The sequence below is a fragment of the Nitrosomonadales bacterium genome, assembly GCA_016716325.1.
Taxonomy (GTDB): Bacteria; Pseudomonadota; Gammaproteobacteria; order Burkholderiales; family Gallionellaceae; genus Gallionella.
In genome coordinates, this window is the sequence record JADJWO010000009.1 from 1 (window position 1) to 21,872 (window position 21,872).

At 57.0% G+C, this 21,872-nt stretch carries 15 protein-coding genes and 7 pseudogenes; 4 read left to right on the forward strand and 18 right to left on the reverse strand.

The features are described from left to right. The first annotated feature begins 415 nt into the window (after window positions 1-415). Window positions 416-1,000 (forward strand): annotated as a pseudogene (locus IPM27_12485) (class I SAM-dependent methyltransferase). On the opposite strand, the pseudogene IPM27_12490 reads toward IPM27_12485, so the two are convergent. From IPM27_12490 to IPM27_12520, 7 genes and pseudogenes are all read right to left on the reverse strand, one after another. After that, window positions 976-1,594 (reverse strand): annotated as a pseudogene (locus IPM27_12490) (class I SAM-dependent methyltransferase). The pseudogenes IPM27_12485 and IPM27_12490 overlap by 25 nt on opposite strands. 97 nt (window positions 1,595-1,691) lie before the next feature. Then, a pseudogene (locus tag IPM27_12495) lies at window positions 1,692-3,664 on the reverse strand (bifunctional (p)ppGpp synthetase/guanosine-3',5'-bis(diphosphate) 3'-pyrophosphohydrolase). Window positions 3,665-3,734: 70 nt separating this feature from the next. Beyond that, entirely contained in the window at window positions 3,735-4,652 is a 918-nt protein-coding gene (hemF, locus tag IPM27_12500; protein ID MBK9162299.1) for an oxygen-dependent coproporphyrinogen oxidase, read from the reverse strand. A 140-nt stretch (window positions 4,653-4,792) separates the two neighbouring features. After that, window positions 4,793-5,353, reverse strand: a complete 561-nt coding sequence (locus IPM27_12505) for a Sua5/YciO/YrdC/YwlC family protein (protein ID MBK9162300.1) — start codon at window positions 5,351-5,353, stop codon at window positions 4,793-4,795. 3 nt (window positions 5,354-5,356) lie between these two features. Beyond that, window positions 5,357-5,713 carry a DUF86 domain-containing protein gene (locus IPM27_12510; GenBank protein MBK9162301.1) on the reverse strand — a complete coding sequence of 119 codons (357 nt, stop codon included), beginning with the start codon at window positions 5,711-5,713 and terminating at the stop codon, window positions 5,357-5,359. Beyond that, window positions 5,710-6,000, reverse strand: coding sequence for a nucleotidyltransferase family protein (locus IPM27_12515; protein MBK9162302.1), 291 nt, complete (start codon window positions 5,998-6,000; stop codon window positions 5,710-5,712). Before IPM27_12515 ends, IPM27_12510 begins: the two co-directional genes overlap by 4 nt. A gap of 267 nt (window positions 6,001-6,267) precedes the next feature. Continuing rightward, window positions 6,268-6,624 carry a nucleotide pyrophosphohydrolase gene (locus tag IPM27_12520; protein MBK9162303.1) on the reverse strand — a complete coding sequence of 119 codons (357 nt, stop codon included), beginning with the start codon at window positions 6,622-6,624 and terminating at the stop codon, window positions 6,268-6,270. Window positions 6,625-6,755: 131 nt separating this feature from the next. Between IPM27_12520 and IPM27_12525 the strand changes: the two genes are divergently transcribed. From IPM27_12525 to IPM27_12535, 3 genes and pseudogenes are all read left to right on the forward strand, one after another. Then, window positions 6,756-6,965, forward strand: a complete 210-nt coding sequence (locus tag IPM27_12525) for a SlyX family protein (GenBank protein MBK9162304.1) — start codon at window positions 6,756-6,758, stop codon at window positions 6,963-6,965. A 204-nt stretch (window positions 6,966-7,169) separates the two neighbouring features. Continuing rightward, a pseudogene (locus IPM27_12530) lies at window positions 7,170-7,431 on the forward strand (type II toxin-antitoxin system Phd/YefM family antitoxin). A 112-nt stretch (window positions 7,432-7,543) separates the two neighbouring features. After that, a complete protein-coding gene (locus tag IPM27_12535; GenBank protein MBK9162305.1) occupies window positions 7,544-7,819 on the forward strand; it encodes a plasmid stabilization protein in 276 nt (91 codons plus the stop codon). 578 nt (window positions 7,820-8,397) lie between these two features. Here IPM27_12535 and IPM27_12540 read toward each other — a convergent pair. From IPM27_12540 to IPM27_12590, 11 genes and pseudogenes are all read right to left on the reverse strand, one after another. Next, window positions 8,398-8,904 carry a YkgJ family cysteine cluster protein gene (locus IPM27_12540; protein ID MBK9162306.1) on the reverse strand — a complete coding sequence of 169 codons (507 nt, stop codon included), beginning with the start codon at window positions 8,902-8,904 and terminating at the stop codon, window positions 8,398-8,400. Window positions 8,905-9,122: 218 nt separating this feature from the next. Further along, window positions 9,123-9,473, reverse strand: coding sequence for an arsenate reductase (glutaredoxin) (arsC, locus tag IPM27_12545; protein ID MBK9162307.1), 351 nt, complete (start codon window positions 9,471-9,473; stop codon window positions 9,123-9,125). Window positions 9,474-9,521: 48 nt separating this feature from the next. Then, window positions 9,522-10,211, reverse strand: a complete 690-nt coding sequence (locus tag IPM27_12550; protein ID MBK9162308.1) for a GIY-YIG nuclease family protein — start codon at window positions 10,209-10,211, stop codon at window positions 9,522-9,524. A gap of 9 nt (window positions 10,212-10,220) precedes the next feature. Beyond that, window positions 10,221-12,068, reverse strand: a complete 1,848-nt coding sequence (locus IPM27_12555; protein MBK9162309.1) for an SIR2 family protein — start codon at window positions 12,066-12,068, stop codon at window positions 10,221-10,223. Window positions 12,069-12,078: 10 nt separating this feature from the next. Further along, on the reverse strand, window positions 12,079-13,062 hold the full coding sequence (locus IPM27_12560; protein ID MBK9162310.1) for a restriction endonuclease subunit S: 984 nt from the start codon (window positions 13,060-13,062) through the stop codon (window positions 12,079-12,081). A gap of 814 nt (window positions 13,063-13,876) precedes the next feature. After that, entirely contained in the window at window positions 13,877-15,355 is a 1,479-nt protein-coding gene (locus IPM27_12565) for an SAM-dependent DNA methyltransferase (GenBank protein MBK9162311.1), read from the reverse strand. A 3-nt stretch (window positions 15,356-15,358) separates the two neighbouring features. Beyond that, window positions 15,359-17,712: pseudogene (locus tag IPM27_12570) on the reverse strand (DEAD/DEAH box helicase family protein). A gap of 109 nt (window positions 17,713-17,821) precedes the next feature. Then, window positions 17,822-18,100, reverse strand: coding sequence for a hypothetical protein (locus tag IPM27_12575; GenBank protein ID MBK9162312.1), 279 nt, complete (start codon window positions 18,098-18,100; stop codon window positions 17,822-17,824). A gap of 537 nt (window positions 18,101-18,637) precedes the next feature. Continuing rightward, window positions 18,638-19,906: pseudogene (gene purD, locus IPM27_12580) on the reverse strand (phosphoribosylamine--glycine ligase). 162 nt (window positions 19,907-20,068) lie between these two features. After that, window positions 20,069-21,612 (reverse strand): annotated as a pseudogene (purH, locus tag IPM27_12585) (bifunctional phosphoribosylaminoimidazolecarboxamide formyltransferase/IMP cyclohydrolase). A gap of 118 nt (window positions 21,613-21,730) precedes the next feature. Beyond that, the coding region (locus tag IPM27_12590) for a Fis family transcriptional regulator (protein ID MBK9162313.1) at window positions 21,731-21,872 on the reverse strand (142 nt) is incomplete at its 5' end.

Genomic DNA, 21,872 nt, shown 5'->3' on the forward strand with positions numbered 1-21,872 from the left:
AACATGGTGGCATCCGGTCTCGGCATCACCACGTGCTGCCCGCCTCGGCTAACAGCGTGCGCTACCGCAGCAAACTGTTGAGCGTGATACCTTTGCCAAGCCCGTCCACTGGAGCGCAGCTGGCCTGGCGCAAGAGCTATGCCCGCACCCAGGCGGTGGAGGCTGGCGGGCGATCGCACAGGCCAGGGTGACCGGTATCACCCATCCGGGAGTGACCATGAGCTCAATTTCAATAGTGCCGTACCAATTCCTTCCCCTAGCGGAAAGCCAGGATGGGGGCAGAGTCGAGGGGCTCAACACTTCCTACCCCTCACCCCCTCCCCTGCAAGGGGAGGTGTTGAAGTGCCCAATTGAGAGATCAAAATGACCAAGCAACCCTACCGCCAAAACCCGCTACTGCGCATGAGCCAGCCTCATCGCGCCGCTCTATGATTTAGGTTCGTCCGAACGCGCGATGCGCGTAGCTCGCCGCACCTCGCTCGCCAGCCTGCCTGCCGATGCCGCAGCAGGCTACTCATCGCGGCGCCGGCACCGGCCTCGTCTTGCCGCACGCCCCGCGCCTCTCGCAACTACCGCCGCTGGATTTCAACGCCGGCACCCTGGCGCACGCCGTCCCGAGGCGGGAACTGGAAGTGGATTTCATGTTGGAGACAGCATGTCGTTGCCGTTCGACGATGCGCAGTTCGATGCCGTCGTGCTGCACCTGATCGTGGCCGTGGTGCCGGAACCGCAGCGCTCTTCTGGCTGAAAGCCGCGCGCGTCCTGAAGCCGGGCGGCACACATCCTGCTGTTCACGTTCCTGCTACCGGGACAGTTCGCGCCATGCGCCGTTGCTCACCCCCTGTCGCGCCGGATCGCCACGCGCATGGATGTGGGTGTTCGAGGAAGTGCTGGCGGCGTCTCCCGATCTGGAAGTGGCGAGCGCACGCCCGCGCTCGGCGGCGGCTGGTTCCGCCGCATCGTGCTGAGGAAGGTTCAGGACGGCGCTCTGCGGCAATAGCAGTAGACGAACTGCCGCACCGCACCGGACGGCGTGTGGTGCTTCCTTCTGATGCTTCAGCAGAGTGAATGCCTCGCCGAACTGGTCGTGCAGTTCGTCGGCGCGATAGCGCATCACCGGCAGGCCGCCGCATTGCAGCGGGCCGTCCTCGGCAAAGGTGGCGACGATGACATGGCCGCCCGGCTTCACGGCAGACAGCACCTGTTGTACGTATGCGGTGCGGTCGGCCGGGTCGGTCAGGAAATGGAACACGGCACGGTCATGCCAGATGTCGTAGCGTCGGGCGGGCAGGTCAGCACCGAGGATGTCGGCCTCGATCCAGCGCACCTTCCGTTCGTTCTGGCCCAGTCGCTTGCGCGCCGCATGCAGCGCTGTGCCGGAAAGGTCGAGTACCGTCAGGTCGGTATAGCCGTCCGCCACGAGGTCATCGACCAGCGTGGAGGCGCCGCCGCCCACGTCGATGATACCCGCGTTATGTTTTGCGCCGGTCGACTGGATGAGGTCGAGGGAAAGGGCGGCATGCGGCTGGAACCAGCTTACCGTATCTGCTGCCTTGGCCGAATAAACCGTTTTCCCAATGCCCTTCGATTGCATATTGCCTCCGGTCCGAAAGGTGATTGCCACGATGCGTTCGCGGTCACAGTGTTGTGCAATCCGCCGCAAGAGTCAATCCGGCCAACGGGACCCGCAGCTATTCCCACTTTGCGCTGAGCGCTCGGTCGGGCCGGTTCTCTCTCGGGCGTTGCAGGAACGGGCAGTCCTGCCGGTGGATGGTGATCCCCCGGTCGCGCGTGATGTAGCCGGCAATGGCATCGGGCGAGGTCGGGTTGCAGCACTTCGCGATGCGCGTCATCAGGTTGTTTCACGCCGCCGACCGCGATGTCCGCGGTGCGCGCCGGTCCGGCAGGCGGATGGGCAACGAGCGGCCTGGGCATCGCCGGGACTTGCGCCGGCGATTCTTCCTGTATCGCGTCCGCGATGCGCCGGGATGAGACCTCGTTGCGCCCGATGGCCGCCAGGAAATCCTCCAGCTTGTTGAAGTGCAGCCGTTGCGCGAGTTTTTCCTGGTTGATGGAAACGACGCCGAGCCGGTGCAGTTCCTTGTCCAGTTGCGTCCTGCCCTGCGCGATGCTCTCATCGAGGTTCTGGCTCCTGAACCAGTTGCGCACCTTGGCGCGCGCGCGCGAACTGTGCAGGAAGCCGAGCGACGGGTTGAGCCAGTCGCGGCTGGGTGCGCCCTGTTTGGCTGAAAGTATTTCCACGCGCTGGCCGTTCTGCAGTTGATAGCCGAGCGGCACGATGCTGCCGTCCACCTTCGCGCGCGCGTGCGGTGTCCCAGATCGGTGTGCAGGGCGTGGGCGAAATCCACCGGTCGCGCCCCTGGGCAGGTCGATCACCTTGCCTTGCGGCGTGAATACATAGACCCGGTCGTGGAACAGTCCGTCCCCTGAATTGTTCGGGCATGTCGGTGCCGGACAGGTCGTCCTTCCACGCCAGTATCTGGCGCAGCCAGGCGATCTTCTCGTCGAACCGCGCGTCGGATTTCGCGCCTTCCTTGTAGCGCCAGTGGGCCGCGACGCCCAGTTCAGAATGATGGTGCATCTCGCGGGTACGGATCTGCACTTCCAGCGCCAGCCGCGCGGGCCGATGACGGCGGTATGCAGCGAACGGTAATCGTTGCTCTTCGGATTTGCGATGTAATCATCGAATTCACTTTCGATCGGCGGCCACAGTTCGTGCGCCAGAGACAGCGCGGTATAGCATTCCCGATACCGTCGATCCCGCCCTCGTCCGCCGGGCCGCCTACCAGAATGCGCACCGCGCGCACATCGTACAGTTCCCCAAAGTCCAGTTGCTTGCGCTTCATCTTGTTGATGATGCTGTAGATATGCTTGGGCCGGCTGGTCACCTCGGCCGGGATGCCGGCCTTGTCCAGCGCCTGCCGCAACCGGGACACCACGTCGGCGATGTACTGCTCGCGATCCACCCTGCGCTCATCCAGCAGATTGGCTATCTTCTTGTAAAGCTCGGGTTCGAGATAACGGATCGAAAGGTCTTCCAGTTCCGACTTGAGTTGCCACATGCCGGGGCGGTTGGCCAGCGGGCGAACAGGTTATGCGTCTCCTCCGCAATCTGCCGTTGACGGTGCCGGCGCGCCGGAAAGGCAGCGCATGGTCTCTGGCGCGCTGCCAGTTCGATCAGCACCACGCGGATATCCTGCACCATCGCCAGCAGCATCTGCGCAAGCTTTCCATCTGTCGGGGGTGGTCTTCTTTTCCCTTTTGCCGCTTGCGCGTATCTCGCCGGACAAGCGGCTCTTCTCCAGGCGCGAGATTCCCTCGATCAGGGCTTCACGCCGATCCCGAAATCCGCTTCGAGTATTTCCCGCCAGTCGTCGCGGTATTCGGGCAGCGCATGCAGGATGGCGGCGCAGACAGTCTCGTGATCCATGTTCATGGCGACCAGGAGGATGCCGTTCCCAGCGCGGTGCTGCAACAGGGTCGTGCCGGTCAGGTCGGTTTGCCCGGCATAAAGCGTCCCGGCCAGGTCGCAGGCGCGGCGCACCCTGTCGACCCCGTCCGGCGGGAAAGAAGCCTGCAACGTAGCCAGCCAGGCTTCGATGCTCGTGTGATCACTGCCGGTTTTGTGCTGGATGGAAATCATGGCCCATTATTGCATTGATGGATCGCCGGGCCGGGAAACTGAGCCACCCGCCGCAGCGGGTTGTTTCCGCTTACACCCAGTCTTTCGGTACGAGGAACCTGTCGTACAACTCCGCTTCCGGCGTGCCCGCTTCCGGATGCCAGTCGTAGCGCCACTTCACCAACGGCGGCATGGAGAGCAGGATGGATTCGGTGCGGCCATTCGATTGCAGCCCGAAGATGGTGCCACGGTCGATCACCAGATTGAACTCCACATAGCGGCCGCGACGATACAACTGGAAGTCGCGCTCGCGCTCGCCGTAGGGCATGTCCTTGCGCTTCTCCAGCAACGGCACATAGGCCGACAGGTAATGGTCGCCCACGCTCTGCTGGATGGCGAAACAGGATTCGAAATCCGGCTCGGAAAGATCGTCGAAGAAGATGCCGCCCACACCGCGCGGCTCGTTGCGATGCTTGAGGAAGAAATACTCGTCGCACCATTTCTTGTATTTCGCGTGCAGTGAGGGATCGAACGGCGTCAGCGAGTTCTTGCACACCTGATGGAAGTGGATCGCATCTTCTTCGAAGCCGTAGTAAGGGGCGTAAGGTCCATGCCGCCGCCGAACCAGAACACCTTTGTCGTCGTCCGGCTTGTGCGCCAGCGAACATGCGCACGTTGGCATGCGAGGTCGGTGCATAGGATTGCGCGGATGCATCACCAGCGACACGCCCATCGCCTCCCACGAACAACCGGCCAGCTCGGGACGGTGCGCGGTGGCGGACGCGGGCATCTTGTCGCCCTGCACATGCGAGAACGCCACCCCGCCGCGCTCCAGCACATTGCCTTCCTCGATGATGCAGCTGATGCCCTCGCCCTTGCCGATGCCGCCCGAACCCGTGGCGCGCGTCCACTTGTCGCGCAGGAAGGACTTGCCGTCCACCTGTTCCAGACGTTCGACGATCAGTTCCTGCAGCTCCAGCAGGTATTCCTTTACAGCGGCGCTATCCATGTTCTCTCCGGTAGTAACTCCCCTCGCCCGCTTGCGGGAGAGGGGGTGGGGGAGAGGGGCTTATAGACACCACCCTCTCCCTGACCCTCTCCCTCAAGGGAGAGGGAATAGGTTGTGCGGCCCTCCTTGCGGGAAGTAGATCATCTGCGCACGATTCTATCACCTGCCCACGCCCGTATCGTCGATGGGCGTTTGCGCTTTCCCACCCGGCCGCGCAATACCCGCACATTTTCCCCGAACATCCGCCGGCACTCGGCAAAGGTCCTCGCGGGACGCTGCCCGCTGCGGTTCGCGCTGGTCGAAACCAGCGCACTCTTCGCGTTGCGGCACAGTTCCTTCGCAAAGGCATGCGCCGTCAGCCGCACTGCCAGCGTATTGTGTTCGCCGCGCAGCAAGCGCGGACAGGAAGGTTTCGCCGGCATCAGATAGGTCACCGCCTGCGCGCCGTCCTGTTGCAGGCGCAATTGTTCATCAGCGGTGAGCGGCTGGATATAAGGCTGCACCTGACGATAATCGGACGCGATCAGGATCAGCCCCTTGCGCTGCGGTCGCTGCTTCAGCTTCAGGATGCGCTGCACCGCGCGCCGGTTGCGCGGATCGCAACCGAGGCCGTAGCACGACTCGGTCGGATAGGCGATCACGCCGCCACGCCGGAGGAACGCGACAAGAGTACGGGATGGAACGGGCAATACAGTCCGCATTGATTATTGCGATTTTTGGATCTGGCGAAGCTGGTCTTCCAGGATCGGCAACGCCTGTTTCACCGTATCCCAGACGATCTCCAGATTGATATCGAAATAGCCATGGGCCAAACGGTTGCGCATGCCGCGCATACTTCTCCATTCTACTTGGGGAAATCGTGCGATGAACGCCGGATATTCGTCTGCCAGCTTGATCGCCGCCTCACCGATCACCATGACGTTAAGGATGATGGCCTGCTGTGTTTTCTTGTCCTCAAGGAAATCCGCTTTCTCCATACCCTCAACGTAGCTTTGCGCTAACACAGCGGCTTCCAGCATATGGGAAAGATAATCTGCCTGCCTCAAGCTGCGAGAAGTCATACAGGCAAAGCTTCGCTCAGAACTACTTCGCGAAATTTGGGGGGGAGGTCGCCGGGAGTCAGCACATCCACCTGCACGCCAAGCAACTGCTCCAGATCAACCTGAAGCGCTCCAAGATTCAGCAGCGTCGTTCCCGGCAAAGGATCAACCAGCAGATCCAGGTCGCTGCCTTCCGCATCCTCGCCGTGCAATACCGAACCGAACACGCGCGGATTACGCACATGGTTCTGCTCAACCATGCGGCAAATTTCGCTGCGGTGCACGTTAAGTAATTGAGACGATTTCATCGCTAAAGGCCCCAGTGTAGATGCGCATAATCATACAGAAATTCCCTCGGTGCGTGCACCGCCCCAGCCGTTGTGCAGTTTTATTCCGCAGTCGTTGACAATTTGCCGCCGACTCGCAGCCGGCTTTACCCAAAGCGTTCTTCCGGCTTGTTCCGGGTTTGCGTTGCCTCGTTGTTCGCGTGGCGGATTCCATGTTCCTCGAAGAGTACCGTCCGGGGATGCAGGCATGCACTTCCGATAAAAGAAGGTTATTCCATAGACAGTTCGTTACTCGTATTCCGAATATTTCTTGTTGCTGCCACGCACCCTGTCTGCCGGATATTTCTGCGCATTCAGCACCAGCTTCTTGTCCACGGCGGCGATGAGATCGAGCTTGAGGTTGGCCGCGAGGCTGATCAGATACACCTGGATATCCGCCAGTTCCTGCTCCACTTCGGACAGCTTCTCCGGGGGCAGGTTCGCGCTCTGCTCCTCGGTGAGCCACTGGAAATGTTCCACCAGCTCCGCCGCCTCCACGATGAGCGCCATGGAAAGATTCTTCGGCGAATGGAACTGGTCCCAGTCACGCTCCACCACGAACTGCCGCACCTGCCGTTTTATCCGGTCAAAATCCGCTTCGCTCATCTCGCCCCCTCGCTTGCACAATGCGGACATTGTGTCGCAGCAACCGGACAATGGCAATTTACGATCCTCATGCCGGCGGAAACATCGGCGCACGCGCTAGAATGAGCGCCCCGAACCTGCCGAGCCGCCCCATGAACGAAGAACGCCTGATCGACATCGAAACCAAACTCGCCTTCCAGGAAGACCAGATCGACGAACTGAACAAGACGGTCTACCAGCAGCAACAAAAGCTGGATCAGCTAACGGAAGTTTGCAAGGCGCTGGCAGGCCAGGTTCGGGTGCTGGCGGAAGCGGGGAATGACGGCAAGTCCCCGGCAAATGAGAGGCCGCCGCATTACTAAAGGGCGGCTCCCGATCATTCGGGATTGATGAATCGTACTTTTAAGGATGCGCTGATTAAGTCGTCATTCCCGCGAAAGCGGGAATCCAGCTTGTTGATTCGACTGGGTTCCCGCTTTTGCGGGAACGACAAAAACAGACTTGTTCAGCGTTTCCTTAAGCATATTATTCGGCACACTGTAAACAACGCCACAAGGAGACGAATCATGTCCAACCTGACCGCCAATGATTTAAAAACAAAAGGCATCGCCGCCATTGAGGCCGCGCTGGCGGACCGGCCGGAAGCGATCGTCTCGGTTCGCGGCAAAGAGCGTTTCGTGGTGATGGAGATCGCGCAGTATCACCACCTGCGCGAATGCGAACTGGAAGCCGCATTGGCCGAAACCAAAGCCGACATCGCCGCCGGACGGTTTAACAAGGGGCTCGGCGGCAGCGCATGTGAAGCGGGTGAAAAAGACCGCCGCATGACCAGGATCCTGACACTCGCGCAGCCTGCCATCGCCCCCTCGCCCATTTATGGGAGAGGGTTGGGGAGAGGGAAAGGTCATGGCGGTTTCATTATCATGTTTTGCAATTTCCCATGACCTTCCAGCTTGTATATACGGAGCAGTATGAAAAGCGCGTAGCGCGTTTTCTCAAACGCCATCCCGAGCTGGAAAACCAATACCTCAGGACACTGCAACTGCTGGAGATGAACCCGTACCATCCATCGCTGCGCTTGCATGCCCTGGGCGGAAGGTTGCAGGGGTTGCACTCGGTATCCATCAACCTCTCTTACCGCATCACGCTTGAGCTGTTGATTCGGGACAAAGAAATCATCCCGATCAATGTGGGCGATCATGATGTGGCTTATTGATCACACAGTAGCAGCGTTCCGCTGACTACCAGTTGTCGCTGACCCCAATAAGTTTCCGCCAAACCGGCGGACATGGAATAAGCGCTGCCGGTTCCTGGCTGAATCAAGGCACATCGCCCGATTGCCCTCATGGTGATGCCTAAATTCCCTGTGTGAAATCAGCACCCTGTATCCGAACCGCGAACATCAGATTGAATGTGCCAGACAAGGGGTGTATAAAATAATTGAGTCGCAACAACGTGAACGCCAACCCGAAGAAGGGAGCAGCTTATCGACCCCGCGATGATTCCTCACAATTAGACAGCAACACCAATCAGCCAGACCGGCTGAACGCTTCGGCAACCCATGATGCCGACATAAAGATAACGCCGCATAGATGCGGCGTTTGCATTTCGGCGTTTCAAAAAATTCCAGGGAAGCGCTGATTGATTCGTCATACCGGCGAAGGCCGGTATCCAGTGCCTTTATTTAACAGGGTTCCGGCCTGACCGCAGGTCAGTTTATCCTGAGCCCGCCGAAGGGCCGGAACGACAAAACCGAATAAATCAGCACCTCCCTAAGCGAAAGCAGTTCCCCTATTACTGACTGTCCACCAACCAGTGCGCGAACCAGTCAGTCAAGGCGCGGTTCTCGCCGAGACCGGCGAGGCTCTGATCGATGGCATCGTGATTGCCCCACACCACATCGGCCAGCGCGCCATCTGCCTCACGGATCTCGATGTCCCGACAATAAAGACCTTTATCGCGCTGCACGTAATAGCCGTAGGTGCGGCACGCCACCGGGCGCTGGGCATAGACAGGACAGGTGCCGGCAACAAGATCCAGCATCGGGCAAGTGAAGGGGCGCGACTGCTGGTTGCTCAGGGCGGTCATCTTGATGTGGATCGCCTGCAAGTGTTCCGGCGGCAGATCGACCAACCCCTCCCGCAGTAGATCCCATTCTGCTGCTGTCAGTTGCGGCACCTCCGCAAGCTGCTGACAACAACCATCGCAACCCTTGCCGCACAACCAGTCGGCGTGATCCATCCGGATGGTTCGTACGCGCTCGGCGATATCTTCATGGAGTTGGATCAGTGTGGTCTTCATGGATCGTCTGAATATTACCGGCTCGACTTGTTGGGTACGAGAAGAGCAGGCATTTATTTGGAACATATTTTCTCGAAGCAATGGCGCGCAGCGCCCAGTGTCACCTAAGGATAGGCTGATTATGTTGTCATTCCCGCGAAAGCGGGAATCCAGCTTGTTGATTTAACTGGGTTCCCGCTTTCGCGGGAACGACAAAAACATACTTGTTCAGACCTTCCCTAAAGTATTTCGAGCACATTCTCAGGCGGTCTACCAATCGCCGCCCTGTCGCCATTGATCACGATCGGACGTTCCAGCAGCTTCGGGTTGGCTGAAATGATGTTCAGCCATTCAGCATCTGATCGATCATCTGCCGGGGAAATGCCGAGCGCCTTTGCGTCATCCTCATTGAAGCGAATGACATCCTTGGCCCCTTTGCCCAGCTTGACCAGCACCGCCGCCAGCATCGCAGCAGTAGGCGCGGCTTCGAGATAGTGGATCAGCTCCGGCTCGATTCCTTTTTCCTGCAGCAAGGCCAAGGTCGCTCTGCACTTGCTACATTTGGGGTTGTAATACATTGATACGCTCATGTGCTTCCTTGTTCTTTTCGCAAAATCACTGGTTACGTCAAAACGAATTCATTGCTGCGTTATGAATTTGATAATCGTCTCAATCTCAGCAAGATTCGTATCAAACCATTCTGTGCCGGGCACATTCTCGCGCCATTTTCCTCGACTCTTGAGCGTTGCGTGAATGGCAGATTCCACTGCACCAACACGTCTAACCTGCCATCTACTTAATATCACCGGATTATCGAAGGTTGCGCTGCCTTTGCACTGATACGCGACACGCCCTTCAACATCTTTGGTCGTCATGCCAATCTTGATTGGAAAAGCCAACCCGTCTTTAACCAATACGGGAAAGCTAAATGCGTAAATCCAACCATCGAATTCCGTTACGTCCTCCACCTCCTCTGCATCCAATTCAGCTTCTTCCATCTCCTGCTGAATATCCGTCTCAGACTTGAGCCGATACATACCTCCATTACCTAGCCACGTAAAAGGTGAGCTGGTGAGCCGTTTAGCATGGAGCGCAACAAAGAACTTTAGCGCACTGTAAACCGTGTCAGTTCGGTCTGCCTCAGCAGCGGGAATCTCTATAGCGAGTTGCTCAGGTGTTAAGTGTTTCTCTATGACACGTTTCGCAATATCGATCATCTTGAACTGTGCACCTGAAACTGCCTCTGGCTCTTTGGCGATTTCATCAAGCAGCTCATATCTTGCAAAGCGATAGCAAAACGATTTTGTTGGTTCAAACTCAATAGCCATGTTTCGCTCCTACTTAAAAATAAGTGCAATCGTTAATTTCACACGCTCAAAAAACTTGAGCTCGATTGGCTTATCAAAGTTACCCCAAGCCACTTCGCACAAATTCCGAATGTCACCCGTATAGATATCATCAAGCCTGTCTGGAACGATGAGACCAAGGTTGCTAGAGAGCGCCAATGACAGATAGTCGCCGAACTCATGATTCACCGCACCCGGCAATTCACTAAAATCAGTTTGCGATACGCGCTGATTCTTTCCGTGCTGCAGCAAGGCAGCGATCAAACGTAAGGCGTGATAGTCCGGGTTGCCATCGGCCCTATGCGCCACAAGCGCATCAAGCTGCATGGCAGGGATGGTCAGCAGTTCGTGAATATTCCATTCAAATTTATCACCCAGGTGATTTTCTTCACCGATTGATTTCAGATACCCCTGTATAGACTCAAAAGCTACTGAAAGCTTTCCATGGGTATATCCATCAAACTCGGCGGAATTCGCCAAAGCACGAAGCAGGTTATCCAGCGCCCATGTCAGACGCTGATCTGTATGCCGGGTAAAAATTGAATGCGCATGGAAAACGCGCTGCATGGCCGAAAGGTATTTTTCGGTCGCCGACTTCGGAACAGCCTGATGCAGCCAGTACATCAACGGCATCAAATCGATAAAGTCGCGCAAGAAATGACTCAAGTCCAAATCCAGATTAACTGCTGGACTTTCCTCAGTCATTACCGGTTGAGGTGCTACCCCACGGTGGCGCAGTTCATTCTTGGCAAGGCCAAGAATGCTTTCGACAAGCTCGTAGCGGTCTTTTTCAAACCAGATCGGGGTGATGCCCAGATTGGCCAGTTCCGCATTGCGCTGCGCGATCTCTTCAAGACTGTCAGGGGCTTGCTCGATGGAGAAGTGCTGTTTGGTTTCCTCCTCTTCACCCATGCCTGCCCTGATCGCCCTGAATACCTGCACCGTTCTGTCATTGCGCAGGCTACAGCCTAAAAACAGCAGACTGCTGTTTTTGTAATGGTAGGCGAGCAGCTTGGGAATAGGCTTGTGCATATTCAGGCTGCCGTTGCCATAGGCTTCATCGTATTGGTTCTTGCTGAGGATGCAGCGCTTCGGATTCTTGATGTCGCCGTGCAGCTTGATGACCGTGATCTTCTTCGGATCTGGCTTTTCCATTGCATCCAGCCCGTTGATCACCTGAACCTTACCTGCCTCGCCCGTTTCGAAGCTCGTCTCAATCAAACGATCATAATTGGTCGTAATAACCGTATCCGCGAACAACTCTGAGATGCGCCAGACTACATCGGGGATATTGAGATTACGAGAAAACTCATCACGAATTTCGTTGATGAATACTTCGCGGCCACGGACAGCCTCGATCTCTTCCAAAATCGTCTCGTAGTCACCGTTGAATAGTAGCCAATCAATCCGCTCCGAGGCGATATGGGCCGTCTTACCTTGGCGGCGAAGATGATCTTTCCAGGTTGAGAACCCGCCCGCCGCCGAAACACCAGCCCCGACAAACGGCACCACCGCCCCCGCATACATGAGGTCAACAAGCTGGACGAAGTGATCCACATTGCGCTGAAACCAGTGGTCTTCGCCAAATTGCTCTTGAAAGAAGAGTTCGCCCAGTGCTTCGTGGCGCCGCTCCTTGCGAAACTCCTGGAACGCCTCGTCATAGCCGCTTCTGTCGCCCGAAAAGAGCGCCTTGCTGGGCTGGGGCAAAGCATCGACGCCGTATTCAACCCGGACTTCCTGCCCCTCTTCGCTATCCAGCCATTCGTTGAAATCGGCAAAGTGCTCGTAGCGGCAATGCTCGTCTTCGTCACACCAGATTTTCTGCAGTGCCTGAGTCATCTCTTTCTACTCAGGCAACGGCCTGCTCGACGATGGCGTCGGCGAGGTGGACTTGGATGGTCTGCGCCTCGGCGAGCCGTTCCTTGAGCGCATCGCATAGCGCCATCAGTTCATCGACTTTGGCAACGATGCGGTGTTGTTCGGCAAGGGGGGGAAGAGGAAATGGCTCATGCTTTAACGTTTCAACGGAAACCATGTTCTTTTGAGCTGTACCTTGCAATTCCGATAGAGTTTCCGTCCGCATGTAAAACGCGGGGAAAAGTATCTTGAAGTAGTCATTGGTCAGCGCGCCTTCATTTAGCGATAGCTTGAGAAGCGCTTGATTTATTATCCCAGGCTCCATCCAAGCTGGCGCAACAGCAACCTTTCCTACCGTTCCAGAGCAGCTAATAATTATGTCGTTGGGTTTTACTTCAAAAGCTTTCAGTTCATTGAATTTATCTTCATCAATGTAATATTCGCCTAATGAGAAATCATCTTTGATAGCGTGTTGCTGCTCATATACTTTGTAGCCACTTGAAACGAAATAATCCTTTCTGATCGCACTGCCAAAGGGCCCGCGCTTAATTGCGTATTTATCATCCGCAACTACTTGCGGAATCAAAGCCCATGCCCAGCCGACTGGCAAAGCAATTAATTCTTCACTGTCGCCAATGTTAGGTAGTTCTTTTGGCTTTCTGATTCGACCTTCACTAGCCAACCGTTCTCTTACATCTGCGATGTTCTCCAACAACACACTCGCCGGTTCGTCATTGGGATCTTGCGGAACGAGCTTACCCATGACGGCGAGCTGGAGGATGGTTTGTTTGAGTTGGTCGATGCTGGCTTCGGTGGTGAACAGGGTGTCGAATTGGCTGGCAATACGCGCCCACGCTGCGCTGAATTCCTGTTGCGACTCGACGCGGGCGAGCGTGCCGAGCAGGGCATCGACCAAGGTTTGGTGGGCTGCGAGGCTGAAAGTTTGTTGTTGCTCCAGTTGGTCGCACAGAGACATGAGTTCGTCGACTTTGGCGACGATGCGGTGTTGTTCGGCGAGGGCGGGATAGGGACAGCAAGTTGAACTACGGCACTGAGATTTAATTCAACCTGATTCGTCGTTCCCGAAACCAAAGAGTTCTCATGTTTCGGCTCGATTCTCTGTTGGATGCCCGGTGCCGATATGTAGCAACTCAGGAATCTGCTACTTACCATGAGCGGGCGGACGATAGTTACATGCGAGTCAGCTACTAGCGAGTTCGGTTCAACCTCCGGAACAACATTGATTCTTCCGGCAGTCCCGGTACCCGTCGAATTCCACAAGAGATCGTCTTTGCGGAGAAACCGCTCAGGTTGATAGCCATCTAGTGATGCATCATCGACATATCTTGCTTGGATCAGATCAAACCCTGCCCACTGAACACATTTTTGCGAAACCACCCGCACTTTTCCGAAGTCAGCATATTGCGGCCCTTTGCCTCGCTGAACGTAAGACGTCACGACCTGCAACCTGCTCCATGCCCATCCATTAGGAAGTGCAAAGGAATTTTCGCTGTCGCCGATTTCAGGTAGTGGCTTTTCCTTCTTGATCTCCCCTTCTTTTATCAACCGTGCTTTTTCTTTTGAGATTCTCTCAAGTAGAACACTCGCGGGTTCGTCATTTGGATATTGTGGAATCAGTTTCCCACGCACGGCCAATTCCAGAATCAACTCGCGTAGTTTTTTGATGCCATAGGCTTCCAGCTTGCTATTGTTGCCGCGCCCTGCTGTGGACCTGGTGAGCAGCGCCGAGGACCAGAGGTCGAGGTTGTTGGTAATGACTTCCGGCATGATTACGCCTCGCCCCGATGCAATGCTTGCTGCAAAACATCCTTGAGCTGGTTGCGTAGCCCAGCAATGGTGGCTTGCTGCTGCTGATACTGCTGCAACAGTTGGTCGGGGTCGTGGCTGATCTGTTCGCCGACGTGGGGGTTTTTGATGTCGAGGTTGTAGTTGCGCGCGACGATGTCAGCGACCGGCACTTGCCAGGCTTGCTCGTTCTGTACGCGCGTCTTGAAACCGTCTGCCTCGTTTCCCCACCAGCTAATCTCAGTTTCGAATTCCTCGAAGCGCATGGGCTTGGTTTTGTTGTAGCTCTTCACGCCTTCTGGATAGGGGTGCTCGTAGTACCAGACGTGCTCGGTGGGTCTGCCTTTGGTGAAGAACAGGATATTGGTCTTGATGCCGGTGTAGGGCGCGAACACGTTGTTGGGCAGTCGCACGATGGTGTGCAGGTTGCACTCTTGCTGCAACATTTCTTTGAGGCGGGTTTTCATGCCCTCACCGAACAGGAAACCATCCGGCAGCACCACGGCGGCGCGCCCCCCGTCCTTCAGACGGCGGATGATCAGCGCCATGAACAGGTCGGCCGTTTCCCGTGTTCTCAGGTTGGCCGGGAAGTTCTTCTCGATACCATCCTCTTCCATGCCGCCGAAGGGCGGGTTGGTGATGATGACATCGACCTGATCCTTGGGCGTGTAGTCGGTGTAAGGGCGGCTCAGCGTATTCTTGTGTTCGATACGGGTGGGCGTGTCGATGCCGTGCAAGATCATGTTGGTGGTGCAAAGCATGTGTGGCAGAGATTTTTTCTCGACGCCGAAGATGCTCTGTTGCAACACTTCTTCATCCCCCGTGACCTTCACGTAATTGTTGCGCTTGTGATCGATGGTGCAGGCCAGGAAGCCGCCCGTGCCACAGGCGGGATCAAGCACGCTCTCGGCCAGCTTGGGGTTGATGCGGTTGACGATGAATTGGGTAACGGCGCGCGGCGTGTAGAACTCGCCCGCATTGCCCGCACTTTGCAGGTCTTTGAGTATCTGCTCGTAGATGCTGCCGAAGGTGTGGCGGTCGGCGGTGTTGTTGAAGTTGATCTCGCAGATTTTGTTGATCACCTGCCGCATCAGGGTGCCCGACTTCATGTAGTTGTAGGCATCTTCAAACAGGTTGCGAATCACCAGCGCGCGTTTGCCGACCTCGCCGGTTACAACAAGCTTGTCTTTCAGGGTGGGGAAAAGCTGCAAGTTCACGAAATCGGAAAGCTCGTCGCCGGTCATACCTTCCGGGTCTTTGGCCCAGTTGCGCCAGCGCAGGTGCTCGGGCAGCGGCGACTTGTAATTGTCTTCTGTGTATTCGAGCTCCAGCTCGCGGTCGTCGTAAATCTTGAGGAAGAACATCCATACCAGTTGGCTGATGCGTTGTGCATCGCCATCGACACCCACATCCTTGCGCATGATGTCCTGAATGGACTTGATGATTCCGCTTACATTGCTCATGCATTAATTCCCTGTTGATTGCTTTAGATCGTAAATCGCTTGTTCCAGCTCTTCGATGGCATGCTCATAGCCATCCTTGCCGCCGAAAACTTCATCAATGATTTCCACCGTAGTGCCGATCTCATTGAAGGGTTTGTATTTGAGCACCTTGGCGCTTTCAATAGAGCCGATATCCTCATCGGCATATTTATCCAGCAACGCCTCAAGGATGGCGCGCGCCTTGTCGCCGTATTTGGTGAAGTAGTTGCGCTTCTTCACATTATTCGCACGCTCGGCGCGGGTGAGCGGCGGCTGGTCGTAGGCGATATGGCAGATCAGGTCGAACGCGCCGCAGCCATTGGCGATCTCTTTCTCCAGATGCGCGAAGTCGATACCGTGCTTTTCGAGTTCATCAATGATGAGCTGCTTCTTTTTTGCATCGTTCCAGGCGCGCAGGAAATCGTCCAGCGATGAAAACTCCGAGCGTATCTTCTTGCGCGAGTAGTTGCGGTACGACTCGGTAATTAACTGCCCTTCTTCGCTCAAATACTGAACCCGCTCGGCAATGATCTTGACTGGTACACCGCTTACCCGTGCTTTGTAGACACCTTCCGGCTCTTCTACTTTCAGGCCTGGCCCGTCGCCCTCATCGACGGGATCGGGCGGTACGGGGTCATCGTCATCACCCGGCTCATAGATCACCACCGGCTCGCCATCGAAATCTTCATCCTTGAATAGTTCGGTGGCTTTTTTGAAATCCATGATGGTGAAGTAATACTTGCTGTATTCCTCTGCAATGCGGGTACCGCGACCGATAATCTGCTTGAAGGTGGTCATGGAGTTGATGGTCTTGTCCAGCACGATGAGCTTGCAGGTTCTGGCATCCACGCCGGTGGTCATCAGCTCGGAGGTGGTGGCGATCACAGGGAAACGGCTTTGCGGGTCGATGAAGTTGTCGAGCTCGTTCTTGCCTTCGATACTATCGCCGGTAATTCGCATCACATATTTTGGATTATCAATTGCCAGCTTGCCCGCCGCATTGACGATGGCTTTGCGCATGCGCTCGGCATGGTCGATGTCTTCGCAGAAGATGATGGTCTTGGAGAATGGATCGGTAGCCCTGAGCAGTTTCATGACGCGCTCGGCCACCAGCTTGGTGCGCTGGTTCAACACCAGCACGCGATCCATATCCACCTGATTGTAGGTGCGCGCCTCGATTTCATTGCCCAGGTCATCCGTCATGCCCGGCGGCGGCGTCCAACCCTCTACATCCTTGTCGATGTCGATGCGCACCACTTTGTAGGGGGCAAGGAAGCCATCCTCGATGCCCTGCTTCAGGCTGTAGGTATAAACCGGATCGCCGAAGTAGGTGATATTGGAAACGTACTGCGTCTCTTTGGGCGTGGCCGTTAAGCCCAAATGAATGGCACCGGAAAAGTAATCCAGAATTTCGCGCCAAGAGGAATCCTCTGCTGCACTGCCGCGATGGCACTCATCGATAACGATCAGGTCGAAGAAGTCGCGGGAAACCGTCTTGTATACCTTGTCCTCTTCGTCAGGTCCGGTGAGTGCCTGATAGAGGCCCAGATGGATTTCATAGGATGGATCAATCTTGCGATTCTTGATCTTGGTCATCACCGAACCAAACGGCTTGAAATCATTCACGCGCGTCTGGTCGGCCAGAATGTTTCTATCCACCAGAAAAAGGATGCGCTTCACTGCTTTGGCTTTCCACAGGCGCCAGATGATCTGGAAGGTGGTACGGTTTTGCCGGTACCCGTTGCCATGACCAGCAGGATGCGTTTCTGCTTGTTGGCCACGGCCTCGATGGTTCGGTTGATCGCCTCTACCTGATAGTAGCGCGGCTCTTTGCCGGAAGGATCGAGATGGTAAGGCTGCAATACAAGAGATTCATCGGCATCTTCAATACCGCGAAACCTTTTGTACCGCTCCCATAATTCCGCAGGCGACGGGAAAGCCTCCATCGCGAACTCTGTTTCGATGTCTTCGCCATCTTTGGGCACTTTGTTGTGCGAGGCAAAGGCATCGCCATTGGAACTAAACGCACTGGGTACTTCGAGGATTTCGGCGTAGCCAAGTGCCTGCTGCATGCCATGGCTGGCTGTGTAGTTGTTGTCTTTTGCCTCAACTACTGCCAGCGGCGTACTGGCATCCCATGAAAGGACATAGTCGGCAAACTTCTTCTTTTTCTTGTTGCGCGATGACATGTTGCCGCGCACGACGACGGGGCCGGGGGTAAGCGTTACTTCGCGACGGATTTGCGTCAAAGGTTCCCACCCTGCATTTCTGATTGCGGGCGAAATGAACAAATCACAGATATCTGACTCGCTGAGTTTTTTCTTGTCTTTGCTATCCATCAAAACAATAGCTCCCTGAACGAGGCCGAATACTACCGACCCTGCCATCTATCTCCAAGCGTGAAGAATATATAGGCCGCCGAAAGTGAAACGGGGAAGTGCTGCCGCTTTAGTGATGCAACGCCTTATCCAGTGAATGCTCGAACTTCTCGGCGTCGTGCTGTGTGACGTAATACTTTACCGTTGGGCCGGTCATCAGTTTGGCGCAGGAGTTCACCAGCTCCATGGCGATGGGATATTTGCCGGTGGCGATGGCTTCTTTCAGGGCGTTCAATCTGTTGTTTGCGTCTTCCAGGGTGAGGCAGAAGTGGTGCGTGTCATCGGTGATGCTGATGCTTTTGATGCCTGCATGGGTGACGGCCTGGCAGTGGAATTTTTTCTTGGACATGTGGCCCTCCTGAGTGGGTTTTGCGATGTGTGGCAGTTTGCGCTCCGCGCCACGTATTTGCTAGGGAAGGTCTGATTTAGTCCGTTTGTGGTGAGTATTTAAGCGAAACTCGCAAGCTCGTTTTCCGTTCGCTCCCTCGATACACCGCGCAAGCGCGGCACTCGGGACGAACGGAAAATGTATCGAACCATGGCGTTCGGACTTAATCAGACCTTCCCTTACCTTATTATTGGAGCCTTCCATAAATCAGGACAAGATGATCAGAAATGAAGTCGAGTGAAAAAAACCGCGTCATTCCCGCTGCAAGCGGGAATCCAGCAAGAAAAATGCATTTTCATTAAACCCACTGGATTCCCGCTTGCGCGGGAATGACGCCGCGAATGTCGTTAATTATGGAAACATCAATAGTTGCAATTATGCGCTTCGCGCCAGCAAGAACATATAGGCCGCTGAATACAAACGGGAAGCGTTGCCGCTTCCCCGTTCCTATCACCCTCTCCCCAACCCCTCTCCCGCTTGCGGGAGAGGGGAGGTTTGTTACTTCCGCCCTATCGCCCGATAGCCGATGTCGCGGGCGCATCTGCTGGCCGTCGAAGTGGATGCCGTCGGCGATCTCGTAGGCGCGGCTCTGCGCATGCTTGACCATGTCGCCCAGCGCCACGACGCACAGCACGCGCCCGCCGCTGGTGACGACCTTGCCGTCCTGCATCGCGGTGCCGGCGTGGAACACATGCGCGTCTTCCGGTTTGTTCGGCAGGCCTTCGATGACATCGCCCTTGCGCGGGGTGTCGGGATAGTTGGCGGCAGCCATCACCACGCCGAGCGCGGTGCGGCGATCCCATTCGGCTTCGACCTTGTCCAGCGTTCCGGCGATGGCATGCTCGACGATGGCGGCTAAATCGCTCTTCAAGCGCAGCATGATCGGCTGGGTCTCGGGGTCGCCCATGCGGCAGTTGAATTCCAGCACTTTCAATCCGCCGTCCGGCGAGATCATCAGGCCGGCGTAGAGGAATCCGGTGTAGACATGTCCCTCGGCTTCCATGCCGCGTACCACGGGCATGATGACTTCGCGCAGGGCCTTGGCGTGGATGCCGGGCGTGACGACGGGCGCGGGGGAGTACGCGCCCATGCCGCCGGTGTTGGGGCCCTGGTCGCCGTCGAGCAGGCGCTTGTGATCTTGGCTGCTGGCCATGGCCAAGACGTTCTTGCCGTCCACCATGACGATGAAGCTGGCTTCTTCGCCTTCGAGGAAATTCTTCGATCACCACGCGCACCGGCATCGCCCAGCTTGTTGTCGGACAGCATCATGTCGATGGCGTCGAACGCTTCCTGCTGGCTCATGGCCACGACACCCTTGCCCGCGGCGAGGCCGTCGGCCTTGATGACGATGGGTGCGCCGTGTTTCTTGACATAGGCTTTTGCATGCGCGATGTCGCTGAACGTTTCGAAGAACGCGGTGGGGATGTTGTGGCGCGCCATGAAGCGCTTGGCGAAATCCTTGGAGGATTCGAGCTACGCGACGGCCTGGGTGGGGCCGAATATCTTCAGCCCTGCGGCGCGGAACACATCGACCACGCCTGCGGCCAGCGGCGCTTCGGGGCCGACCACGGTCATGTAGATGTCGTTGTTCTTGGCGAACTCGAGCAGCTCTGGGATGGCGGTGATGTTGATGTTCTCCACACCTTCTTCGAGCGCGGTGCCCGCGTTACCCGGCGCGACGTAGATCTTCTGCACTTTCACACCCTGCGCCAGACGCCAGGCGAGTGCGTGCTCGCGACCGCCGGAACCGATGACCAGAATCTTCATGATGACACCCTTGTTGTCATTCCCGCGCAAGCGGGAATCCAGATGATTGAACAAAACCCGCTCAGCGGGGCAAACCATTCTTGTCTGCTGCGCAGGGCGCTCATTCTCGCTGGATTCCCGCTTGCGCGGGAATGACGAGGCAGAGCGCCAGGCGCGACTGACTTAGTGGCGGAAGTGACGGTGGCCAGTGAACACCATCGCCAGGCCCAACTCGTCGGCAGCAGCGATGACTTCTTCGTCGCGCATGGAACCCCCCGGCTGGATGACGGCTTTGGCACCGGCTTGGGCCAGCACGTCGATGCCGTCACGGAACGGAAGAAGGCATCGGAGGCGACCACGGAGCCGGCGAGGCTCAGTCCTGCGTGCTGTGCCTTGATGCTGGCGATCTTGGTGCTGTCCACGCGGCTCATCTGGCCTGCGCCGACGCCCAGTGTCTGACCGCCTTTGCAGAACACGATGGCGTTGGACTTCACGTATTTGGCGACGCGCCATGCGAACAGCAGGTCGGTCATCTGTTCTGCGGTGGGTTGCAGCTTGGTGGCGACCTTGAGGTGTTGCGGGCCGACATTGAGTGCGTCCGGACTTTGCACGAGCAGACCGCCGGAGACGCGCTTTACGTCCCACTGGTTGTGCGCGTTGGAGAGCGGCACGGTGAGCACGCGCACGTTCTGCTTGGCGGCGGTGACTTTGAGTGCGGCTTCGGTGGCGCTCGGCGCGATGATGACTTCAACGAACTGGTTGGCGGTGATCTGCGCGGCGGTGGCTTCGTCCAGCTCGCGGTTGAAGGCGATGATGCCGCCGAACGCGGAGGTGGTGTCGGTGGCGTAGGCCAGCTTGTAGGCGCTCAGCGCGCTGTCGGCGACGGCGACGCCGCAGGGGTTGGCGTGCTTGACGATGACGCAGGCGGGCTGGTCGAAGGTCTTGACGCATTCCCATGCCGCATCGGAATCGCCGATGTTGTTGTAGGACAGTTCCTTGCCCTGCACCCGTGTGCGTAGTCGGCGATGCCGCCGGGCACGGCGATGAGGTCCCGATAGAACGCGGCGCTCTGGTGCGGGTTCTCGCCGTAAGGCATGTCCTGCACTTTGGCGAAGTTGAAGTTGATCTGCGCGGGGAAGGCTTGCTTGCTACCGTCGCTGTTGATGGCGGTGAGGTAGTTGCTGATCATGCTGTCGTAGGCGGCGGTGTGCGAGAAGGCTTTTTTCGCCAGGTCGAAACGGGTGGCGTCGGACACGCTGCAGTTGTTGGTTTGCATCTCGGCCAGCACGTCGGCGTAGTCGACCGGGTCGGTGACGATGGCGACGTGCGCGTGGTTCTTGGCGGCGGAACGCACCATGGTCGGGCCGCCGATGTCGATGTTCTCGATGGCGTCTTCCAGCGTGCAGCCGGGCTTGGCGACGGTGGCGGCGAAGGGGTAGAGGTTGACCACCACCAGGTCGATGGTGGGGATCTCGTGCTTGGCCAACGTGGCGACGTGCTCGGGCAGGTCGCGACGCGCGAGGATGCCGGCGTGCACTTTCGGTTGCAGGGTCTTCACACGGCCATCGAGCATCTCGGGAAGCCGGTGTAGTCGGCGACTTCGGTGCAGGGCACGCCGTTGTCGGCGAGCAGCTTGGCAGTGCCGCCGGTGGAGAAAGCAGCTTGACGCCGAGGGCGTGCAGGCCTTTGGCGAATCGGAGGACGCCGGATTTGTCGGAGACGCTGATGGAGTGCTTGGGTGATGGCCATGATGATTCCCGATTAAATAAAAATCTTTTCCCTCTTCCTTAACTTCCCTCTCCCGCAAGCGGCGAGGGAGCGGACGAACCGCTGCGCGGAATGGGATTAAACGATGCCGTGTTGCAGCATCTTCTTCTTGCGCAGGGTGTTGCGGTTGATGCCGAGCATCTCGGCTGCGCGCGTCTGGTTGCCGCCGACATGCTCCAGCACCATCTCGATCAGCGGTTTCTCGACGCAATCCATCACC